This is a genomic window from Roseomonas rosulenta (assembly GCF_016106005.1).
GTDB classification, from domain to species: Bacteria; Pseudomonadota; Alphaproteobacteria; order Acetobacterales; family Acetobacteraceae; genus Neoroseomonas; species Neoroseomonas rosulenta.
In genome coordinates, this window is the sequence record NZ_JACADR010000172.1 from 1 (window position 1) to 9,557 (window position 9,557).

Below are 9,557 nucleotides of genomic sequence, written 5' to 3' on the forward strand. Positions count from 1 at the left end.
GGCGGGGCTGCCGGCGGGGTACCGGCCGGCGCCGCCGCGGCGTCGACGGCGGGCCGCGCCACCGGCGCGTAATCCGGGATGCCGCGCATCGCCTCCTCCGGCGAGGAGGGGCGCGAGCTGATCAGGGCGCTGGCGCTCTCCCGCAGCCGCGCCGGGTCCTCGCTGACCAGCGGGGTGAAGGCCGGGTCGCCCCCGGTCACCCGCTGGATCGTGAGGCTGTCGCCCTCGACCCGCGGCGTGCTCGAGACGTTCCAGGATGGCCAGGGATCCGGGCCGCAGCCGGCGAGCGCCAGTGCCACTCCGAGGGTTCCACCCGCCATTGCGCGTCGCATTGCTGTTCGTCCCGTCACCATGGGCGTGAAGATGAGCCTGCCGGGCCCGCCGCTCAAGGGCGCGCGGCCGTTTCGCCGGGGCTGGCCGCGGCGGTTGCGGCCGCATCCGCCTGGCCGGCGTGGTTGAGCCCGGCCTGCAGGTAGTCCCAGCCGGTGGCGAGGGTGAGGACCGCCGCCACCCAGAGCCCCGCCTCGCCGATCAGCGAGATGGGCAGGAAGCCGAGCCCGATCGTGCGCGCCCCCGTATCGCCGGCGAGCAGCGTGCCGACGGCGCCCATCTGGAAGCCGGTCTTCCACTTCGCCAGCCGCGTCACCGGCAGGCCGACGCGCAGTTCCGCGAGGTACTCCCGCAGGCCGGAGACCGCGATCTCGCGCAGCATGATCACGATCGAGGGATAGAGCGCGGCATGGCTCAGCCGATCGAGGCCGACCAGCATCATCAGCGCCGCGCCGACCAGCAGCTTGTCCGCGATTGGGTCGAGCATGCGCCCGAAGGAGGAGGTGACGCCGCGGTCGCGCGCGATCTTGCCGTCGAAATAATCGGTGATGCCGGCCGCGGCGAAGACGATGCAGGCCGCCATGTCCGCCCAGGGCGCGCCGATCGCGGCGAAGGCCACCATCACCGGGATGGCGGCGATGCGCGATATGGTCAGCAGGTTGGGCAGGTCGGTGGGCATGGCGCGTGGCCCTGCTTAGCCGGTCCGCTCGCGCGGGGCCACCGTCGCGCTGGGGCGCGCGGGATCCATCGCGCTGGGGCGCGCGGGATCTGTCGCGCCGGGGCGCGGGGGCAGCGCTGCGCCAGGATGGAAATGCTCGTGGATGCGCCGCGCCGCGGCCGGGCCGATGCCGGGGCAGGCCTCGAGGTCCGCCAGCCCCGCCTGGCGCACCCCCCGGGCCGAGCCGAAATGATTGAGCAGCCTCCGCTTGATGGCGCTGCCCACCCCCGGGATGTCGTCCAGCTCGGACTTCGTCAGCGCCTTCGACCGCCCGGCGCGATGGGCCGAGATGGCGAAGCGGTGCGCCTCGTCGCGCAGGCGCTGGAGGTAGTAGAGCACCGGGTCGCGCGGCGGCAGCTGCACCGGCTCGCGCCCGGCCATGTGGAACCATTCGCGGCCCGCGTCGCGGTCAGGGCCCTTGGCCACGGCGACGAGCGGCACGTCCTCGACCCCCAATTCCGCCATGACCGACTGCGCGGCGGAGAGCTGGCCCGCACCGCCATCGATCAGCACCAGGTCGGGCCAGGTGTCGGATTCACGGCCCGGGTCCTCGCGCAGGGCGCGGCCGAAGCGGCGTTCGAAGACCTCGCGCATCATGGCGAAGTCGTCATTGCCCGCCGCCGCCTTGATCGAGAACTTGCGGTAGGCCTGCTTCATGAAGCCCGAAGGGCCGGCCACCACCATCACGCCGTAGGGATTGGCGCCCTGGATGTGGCTGTTGTCGTAGATCTCGATGCGCTCCGGCGCGCCCGGCAGGCCGAACATCGTGCCGACGCCGTCGAGCAGCTGCGCCTGCGCGGTGCCTTCCGCGAGGCGGCGCTCCAGGGCCTCGCGCGCATTGGTCGCGGCGTGCTCGACGACCGACTTCTTGTCGCCGCGCTGCGGACGGTGGAGTTCGACGCGCCGGCCGGCCTTGAGCGACAGCGCCTCGGCGATCAGCGGCGCTTCGGTGGGCTCGTGGCTCAGCAGCACGAGCGGCGGCGGTGGCAGGTCGTCGTACAATTGCGCAAGGAAGGTCGCCATGACCTCCTCGGCCGACTGGTCCTGCTTCGCCGTGGTCAGGAAGTAGGGCCGGTTGCCGTTGTTGCGCCCGCCGCGGAAGAAGAAGACCTGCACGCAGGCCTGCCCGGCCGCCTGGTGAAGTGCCACCACATCCGCATCGCCCACGCCATCGAGGTTCACGCGGTCATGGCCCTGCACATGCGTGAGGCCGCGGATGCGGTCGCGCAGCGCGGCCGCGCGCTCGAATTCCAGGTTCTCCGCCGCGGATTCCATCTCGGCGGCCAGGCGCTTCTGGATGGACGGCGACCCGCCCGAGAGAAACTCCTTCGCCTCGCGCACCAGGTCGCGATAGCCCTCCGGGCTGATGCGCCCGACGCAGGGCGCCGAGCAACGCTTGATCTGGAACAGCAGGCAGGGCCGCGTGCGGCTGTCGAACACCGTGTCGCGGCAGGACCGCAACAGGAAGACGCGCTGCAGCGCCGTGATGGTCTGGTTCACCGCCCAGACCGAGGCGAAGGGCCCGTAATAGGTCGCGCCCTTGCGCCGTTCGCCGCGATGCTTGGCGATCTGCGGATAGGGGTGGTCGTCCGACAGCATCAGCCACGGGTAGGACTTGTCGTCGCGCAGCACGATGTTGAAGCGCGGCCGCAGGCGTTTGATAAGGTTGGCTTCGAGCAGCAGCGCTTCCGCCTCGCTCGCGGTAGTCACCACCTCGAGGCTGCGCGTCTCGAAGACCATGCGGCGCAGCCGCTCCGACAGGCGCGAGACCTGTGTGTACGACGTCACGCGCCTGCGCAGCGAACGCGCCTTGCCGACATAAAGCGCATCGCCCTTGGCATCGAGCATGCGGTAAACGCCCGGCGCCAGCGGCAGCGTCGCCAGCGCAGCCTCGATCACCGCGAGGCCGTCGGTCGGCGGGAGATTTGCGTCGGTGACGCTCATGCCCGGCGCTTGTCCACGAATCCTGTGGATAAGTCTGTGGGAGAAAGCCGGGGCATCTGCGCGCGGGCCTTGTTACAGTTCGGTTTGCACGACTTGCCGCGGTTTTGGGCGGCCGGTGGTTATGCTTCCAGCGCTTTGATATTCCACGGAAAAACCTCCCTGCGCTGACAGTGGGAATAGGTCAAGCGGGATTCTCCGCTTGACGCCGCTACCGGCAAATGGGCGGTCCCGGCACGGTGGACAAATCCCGCCGGGCGGATGTTTCAAAATCGCGTCCTTTCAACGGCAACGCCCACGCTGGTCACATCCGGCAGCACGTCCGGCTTCTCGACGCAGACGCGCACGCGTTGCACCCGTGCATCATCGAGCAGCGCAAGCGCGATGCGTTCTGCCAGCGTTTCGGCCAGGCGGACATGCCCCGCCATCGCGATCCTGCGTGCGATCGCCGCGACAGTCCCATAGTCCACCACGCGTGACAGCGTGTCCGCACCTTCGCGCGAGGGCGCGGCGTCGTCGCTGACCGCCAGGTCGATGCCGATCACCACGCGCTGGGGCTGCGCCTCTTCATGGGCATGGACGCCCAGCAGCGCCTGCAGCGTCAGCCCGCGCACGAAGACGTGCCGCAGCCCGCGCGCGGCATCGGGGGCGAAGCTCATTCCTCGGGCACTCCGGCGTGGTGCGGCGCCCATTGCAGGTGCTGCCCGCCATCGAGTGCGATCATCTGCCCGGTCATCGAGGGCATCGCCAGGATGGCGAGCATCGCGCGCGCCACCTCCTCCGGCGAGGTGCCGCGGCGCAGCGGCACCGAGGCGCATTGGCGGTCGAACTGGGCCTGCGTCTGGCGCGGGCTCGGCAGCGCCGGGCCGGGGCCGATGCCGTTCACCCGGATGCGCGGCGCCAGCGCCAGCGCCAGCGATTGCGTGAGAGCCCAGAGCCCCGCCTTCGACACGGTGTAGGAGACGAAATGCGGTGTCAGCGACCACACTCGCTGATCGAGCAGGTTGACCACGACGCCCTCGCGGTCCCCCGGCACTTGGTGCGCAAAGGCCTGCGCCAGCACGAAGGGGGCGCGCAGGTTGGGCTCGACATGGCGGTCCCAGCTTTCGCGCGTGGCGTCGTGCCATTCGTCGCGCTCGAAGGTCGAGGCGTTGTTCACCAGCACGCCGAGCGGGCCGAGCGCCGCGGCCGCGTCAGGCACCAAGCGCGCGACCTCGGCCTCGCGCGCAAGGTCGGCGCGCAGCACCGCGGCGCGGCGGCCCAGGGCCACGATTTCGGCGGCGGTCGCCTCCGCCTCCGCCGCGCTGGAGGCGTAGTGGATGGCCACGTCGAAGCCGGCCTGCGCCAGGGCCAGGGCCATGGCGCGGCCGAGGCGCTTCGCGCCGCCGGTGACGAGGGCGGCACGGGGAATCGTCGCCGGGATCAGGTCTTGCATTGCGCGGTCCTGTAGCGCGGCCGCGCGGCAGCGTCACCCGGGTCGGGGTGCCCGGTCGGGCGCGGCGCGTGCCCTCACGTGCAGCGGGCGAGCATCAGGCAGCGCAGGTCCAGCGTCGCGCTTGCGGCTGCCAGCGCCAGGATCAGCGCCAGCACGATCAGGCTGACCCTTTCGCGCAAGGCGAAAACGAGCGGATCGTCGTCGATCTTCCCGCGCCGCGCGCCGATCCACATCCTGCTGATCCAGTAGAGCAGCAGCGGGCAGCACAGCCAGAACACCTCCGGCGTCTTGTAGAGCGCCTTCACATTCGCGCTCTCGATATAGAGCGCGAGCACGAAGACCGCCGAGAAGCCGCTGGCTGCGCCGAGCGCGCCCAGCGTGTCGAGATCCTCGGTGCGGTATCCGCGCCCGCCGGGGCGTTCCTCCTGGCCCGGTCGCGTCAGCGCCCCCACCAGCTCCGAATAGCGCTTCAGCATCGCGAGGCTCAGGAAGAAGAACATCGACAGTGCCAGTAGCCAGAAGGACGGCACGATGGCGGTCGCGATCGCCCCGGCCAGGATCCGATGCGTGTAGAGGCCGGCGAGCAGGAAGACATCGATCAGCACCTTGCGCTTGATCCACAGCGAATAGGTCAGCGTCAGCGCCAGGTAGAAGGCCACCCAAGCGGCCAGGGGCCATGACACCGCGGTGGCCGTGGCGAAGCCCAAGGCCAGCAGGCCCGCGCTTGCCGGCACCGCCGCGGCCACCGGAAGCGCGCCCGAGGCCAGCGGCCGCCTGCGCTTGCGTGGATGCACCCGGTCTGCCTGGAGGTCGAGCAGGTCGTTGAAGATATAGCCCGCCGAGGCGACCAGGCTGAGCGCTACGAAGGCCAGCGCAGCGTTCGCGAGCGCCGCGCCATCGGTGACGCGGTGCGCTGCGATCAGCGGCAGGAAGACCAGGGCGTTCTTCGCCCATTGGTGCGGACGCATGGCGCGCAGCAGCGGCGCCAGCGAGAGACCGCGGCCGGGAAACACGCCAACGACCTCGGCGACTGTCCGGGCGCGTGCCACGATGCCCGAATGGGGCGGCGCGACCACGATCGCCGATCGCGCCTGCGCCCAGACCGGCAGGTCGTGACGGTCATTGCCGGCATAGTCGAAGCCCCGCCTGCCAAAGGCCGCGACCAGACGGGCCGCCTTCGCCGGCCCGCGCAGGTTCTGGTCCGGCGTAGTCGCCAGGACCTCGTCGAACAGTCCGGTGCTGGCCGCGACCGCCGCGGCGATCCGGTGGTCGGCCGCCGTGGCGAGCACGAGGCTGCGCCCGCGCGCGCGCTCCGCCCGCAGGAAGGCGACGAAGGGCTCATTGAACACGTAGGTGAGCGAGGCGGGGTCGAGCCGTTGCGCCAGCCGATCCTTCAGCGCCGCCTTGCCGCGCAGCGCCCAGAGCGGAATCAGAAAGATGAGAAATGGTTGCCTCGCAAGGCAGGCGAGGACAAGGTCATGCAGGCTGTCGCCGACGAGCAGCGTGCCGTCGAGATCGACGCAAAGCGGCAGGTCCGTGCCTTGCGGGCCGTTCGTTGCGTCCGGTGGCACGCCGCCCATGGCGGCAGGCTTAATGGAGGTTTCGTCTGGCGGAGTCACGGAAAGCGGCCAAGTCCTGCGCGGCGCCGGCGGATGGCGGAGGCACGCTGCGACACCGCGCGCAATCCGCCGACAGTGGATCGTCGCCGCGCATCGTTGTGCCCGGGATGGCCGCGTGTCTAGCGATCATTGCGGCGCTCGCGCTCGGCCTGTTCCTGACCTCGCCCGTCGATGGCAGGTTCTGGTGGAGCGACGCGCCGCGCCACGGCCTCAACGGGATCTTCGTGGCCGAGCTTCTGCGCGCCGCGCCGTTCGGCGACCCCGTCGGCTTCGCCTACAACTTCTACGCGCAATACCCGGCCCTCACGATCCTGTTCTATCCGCCGCTGTTCTACCTGCTCAGCGCGCCGGCCTTCCTGCTTCTGGGCGAAAGCCATGCTGTGGCGCAGGGCATGGTCGCGCTTCACCTGCTGGCGCTCGGCGCCGGCATCTTCGCGCTGGCGCGCTTCTGGTTCGACCGTTGGTTCGCCCTGGCCTGCGCGATGCTCATGCTGGCCCTGCCGGAGATCGCGCTATGGGGCCGGCAGGTGATGCTCGAGATCCCCGCCCTGGCGCTGCTGGTCTGGGCGAGCGTCTTCGTGCTCCGCTTCGTCGAGGGGGGGCGAACCATCTCGCTCCTGGCGGCGACGCTGTTCGCCCTGGCGGCGCTCTACACCAAGATCAGCATGGCCTTCGCGATGCCTGCCCTGGCCGGCGCAATGCTGGTTGCGCACGGATGGCGCCTGCTGCTCCAGGGACGGCTGTGGGCCGCGGGGCTGCTCGGCGGGCTCGGCCTCGCGCCGCTCGTGTTCCTGACGCTGCGCTTCGGCCAGGCGAACGTCCAGTCCGTGGTCTCGATCGCGGATACGCCGGCGTCGCGCAACACCATCGCCGGCTGGGTCTGGTACGTGGAGCGCCTTCCCGGGATGGCCGGCTGGCCCGCGCTGGCGCTGGCCGGCATCGGCCTCGCCGCCTGGCTGGCCCGCCCTGGGCTGCGCGCCGGCCGCGCCGGCACGCTGCTTCTCGCGGCCTGGATGCTGGTCTGCTACCTCGCGCTGTCCTTCATCGAACTGAAGGAGGCTCGGCACGGCGTCATCCTGCTGGTGCCCGTCGCGATCTGGGCCGCGATGGGCCTGCGCGTGATCGTCTCGCCCGCACCTGCGGCGCTGCGTGGGCCGGTCGCCGTCGCGCTCGCCTTGGCGCTCGCGCTCTGGACCATTGCCTTCGCCACTGTGCCCGAGGTCACAGGCTATCGCGATGCAGCCCGGATCGCGGCAACCGAGGCAGCGCCGCGCAGCGCCGTGCTGTTCTCCGGCATGCGCGACGGGTCGTTCGTTTTCAACATGCGCACTGCGACCGGGCGGCCGGATCTCATGACCGTGCGCGCCGACAAGCTGCTGCTTTCGGTCGCGGTGCGCCGCGAACTCGGCGTTGGGCAGACCAGCTACACCGATGAGCAGATCCGCGACCTGCTGCGCGACATCGGCGTATCGGTCGTGGTGGCCCAGCGCGACTTCTGGGTCGACCTGGACCAGATGGCCGCACTGCAGCGCGTGCTGGACGGGCCCGACTTCGAGGAGATCCGCCGCCTCCCGGTCGTGGCGAACCTGCCCGTCGAGGACCGCGAGCTGCGCATCTACCGGGCTCGCTGGGAGCCGCGCCCGGCGCGGCGCGACATCGCGATCGACCTGCCCATCATCGGCCGGCGGGTGCAAGGGCGTGCGGCGGAGCCATAGCGGCGCGCCTGACGAAGCCGTTGCGGCCGCCGCCGCGCGACGCTAAGCTGTACCCTATGATGCAGGTCCGCATCCCGACCGCTCGATTTTGGTACCGCTGGTATCCTCCGGCGGCCTAGGGAAACGCGTCAGCATCGTTCCACCCGAAAAGCCGCCAGGACCTGGCGGCTTTCGTGTTTCGGGGCATTTCGTCGTCCCGCTCCCCGCAAAGGCACCAGGCTCCCGGCGGATCCAGCCAGAGGACGCCCAGCCATGCAGCGCACCGACTACGATTTCGACGTGATCTCCGGCCCGTCGACGCCGCCGCGCCCACCCGCGCCCAAGCCCGCGGCGCCGGAAAAGCCCGCCGCGCCCGCGGCAAAGTGACGGCGCGTTAACCGCGCCGCGTCATGCTGTGCGGCGTGGCCCCCCGAGCCGCGAACCGCGCCAGGACGGCGGATGACCCGGATGGAAACACCGTGCGGCCTGCCGAATGGAATCTGTTGTCCGAGGACCAGCAACTGGTCCTCTCGCGGGAGGCGCTGCGCCGCGCCGCGGAAACCCTTGCCGACCATGCCGAGATCCTGGCGAAGGAGATGGAGCACGGCGCGTTGCTCGACCGCGGCGGGCCGGATGCGCTGCGGCTGTTCGCCGCCGTGGTGCGCACCACCAACCGCGAGGCCTTCGGCGAGGTCGGCCACGCCTGACGCACCGCCGCATCGCCCGGCGCAGGACGCTGCCATCGCCGTGCTGGACGGCGGCGCGGCACTCCTGCGAGTCTCCGCGTGCCGCCGAGTCGCGGCCGCATGCCGAGGGGGGATGCGCGTGGCACGAGATAGGGGGGCGGCCTGGGGCCGCAGCCGGCGTCGCCAGTGCGCGGCGCTGCCGATGCGCGAGCATGACGGGGAGATCCACGTCCTGCTCATCACCACGCGCGGCCGTGGCCGGTGGGTGATTCCCAAGGGTTGGGCCGAGAAAGGCATCGCCGCGCACGACCTGGCTGCGCGCGAGGCCTTCGAGGAAGCCGGGCTGCTCGGTCGCGCCGACGCCGTGCCGATCGGCGCCTACACCTGCAGCAAGCGGATGCCCGATGGCCGCCGCGCCACCTGCGAGGTCGCGGTCTTCGCCCTGGCCGTCGAAGCCGGCGCCGAGGACTGGCCCGAGCGCGGCCAACGCCGCACGCGCTGGATGCCGGCGGACGAGGCGGCGGCGCTGGTCTCCGAACCGGGCCTCGCCGCGCTGCTGCTCGGCCTCGCCCGGGTCCCTGCCTGACCGCGCCCCTCAGCGCCGATACAGGATGTAGTTGATCGTCAGGTCGATCGTGACCTCCTCCTCCGCCGTGCCGGGCGGGAAGGGGGGCAGCGTCGCGCCGCGGAACACCGCCTGCGAATAGTGGTTCAGGAAGATCGAGCGCGCGCCCTGGCGCAGTTCCACGCTGCGCACGCGGCCATCCGCGCCGGTGGTGATGCGCACCATGACCGGTCCCTGCTCGCCCAGTTCCGCCGCCTCGCGCGGGTAGCGCAGCGTGCGGTCCAGCCATTGCCGGAAGGCGTTGCGCCAGTCCGGCCCGGCCTGGGCGCCGCGCACGCGGAGATTTTCCACGTCGCCGGGCCCCGGCAGGCTCGCACCTGGCCGCAGGTCGAGCCCGCGCTGCGGCGCGGCGGGTTGCCCCAGCCGGATCGGCGGGCGGCTGGTGAGGTCGAGCGGCTCGCGCCCCGGCGTCACCTCCACCGGGGGTGGCGGGGGTGGCGGGGGCGGCGCCGGCGGGGGCAGCGGCAGCGCGGCGATCTGTGGCGGCGCCGGAGAGGCCGGGCGCTCCG

At 71.5% G+C, this 9,557-nt stretch carries 10 protein-coding genes; 3 read left to right on the forward strand and 7 right to left on the reverse strand.

The features are described from left to right. The 6 genes from HW578_RS17910 to HW578_RS17935 form a co-directional block, all read right to left on the reverse strand. Positions 1–299: hypothetical protein (locus tag HW578_RS17910; protein ID WP_408906254.1), on the reverse strand; the 299-nt coding region annotated here is incomplete at its 3' end. Positions 300–385: 86 nt separating this feature from the next. Next, positions 386–1,009 (reverse strand): CDP-diacylglycerol--glycerol-3-phosphate 3-phosphatidyltransferase, encoded by a 624-nt coding sequence (gene pgsA / locus HW578_RS17915; RefSeq protein ID WP_198371978.1) that lies wholly within the window; start codon positions 1,007–1,009, stop codon positions 386–388. Between the two features lie 15 nt (positions 1,010–1,024). Further along, entirely contained in the window at positions 1,025–2,992 is a 1,968-nt protein-coding gene (gene uvrC / locus HW578_RS17920; protein WP_198371979.1) for an excinuclease ABC subunit UvrC, read from the reverse strand. A 263-nt stretch (positions 2,993–3,255) separates the two neighbouring features. Next, positions 3,256–3,648, reverse strand: a complete 393-nt coding sequence (locus HW578_RS17925; protein WP_232479081.1) for a dihydroneopterin aldolase — start codon at positions 3,646–3,648, stop codon at positions 3,256–3,258. Next, positions 3,645–4,424 carry an SDR family oxidoreductase gene (locus HW578_RS17930; RefSeq protein ID WP_198371981.1) on the reverse strand — a complete coding sequence of 260 codons (780 nt, stop codon included), beginning with the start codon at positions 4,422–4,424 and terminating at the stop codon, positions 3,645–3,647. The genes HW578_RS17925 and HW578_RS17930 overlap by 4 nt, the downstream gene beginning before the upstream one ends. A gap of 74 nt (positions 4,425–4,498) precedes the next feature. Then, positions 4,499–6,004, reverse strand: a complete 1,506-nt coding sequence (locus tag HW578_RS17935; protein ID WP_232479082.1) for a UbiA family prenyltransferase — start codon at positions 6,002–6,004, stop codon at positions 4,499–4,501. Between the two features lie 146 nt (positions 6,005–6,150). On the opposite strand from HW578_RS17935, the gene HW578_RS17940 reads away from it, so the two are divergent. The 3 genes from HW578_RS17940 to HW578_RS17950 all read left to right on the forward strand — a co-directional run bounded on the left by HW578_RS17940 (position 6,151) and on the right by HW578_RS17950 (position 9,009). Then, positions 6,151–7,758 (forward strand): ArnT family glycosyltransferase, encoded by a 1,608-nt coding sequence (locus HW578_RS17940; protein ID WP_198371983.1) that lies wholly within the window; start codon positions 6,151–6,153, stop codon positions 7,756–7,758. A gap of 458 nt (positions 7,759–8,216) precedes the next feature. Then, a complete protein-coding gene (locus HW578_RS17945) occupies positions 8,217–8,444 on the forward strand; it encodes a hypothetical protein (RefSeq protein WP_198371986.1) in 228 nt (75 codons plus the stop codon). A 112-nt stretch (positions 8,445–8,556) separates the two neighbouring features. Next, positions 8,557–9,009, forward strand: coding sequence for an NUDIX hydrolase (locus HW578_RS17950; RefSeq protein ID WP_198371988.1), 453 nt, complete (start codon positions 8,557–8,559; stop codon positions 9,007–9,009). A 9-nt stretch (positions 9,010–9,018) separates the two neighbouring features. On the opposite strand, the gene HW578_RS17955 is transcribed toward HW578_RS17950, so the two are convergent. Continuing rightward, a partial coding sequence (locus HW578_RS17955; RefSeq protein ID WP_198371990.1) for an energy transducer TonB occupies positions 9,019–9,557 on the reverse strand: 539 nt, incomplete at its 5' end.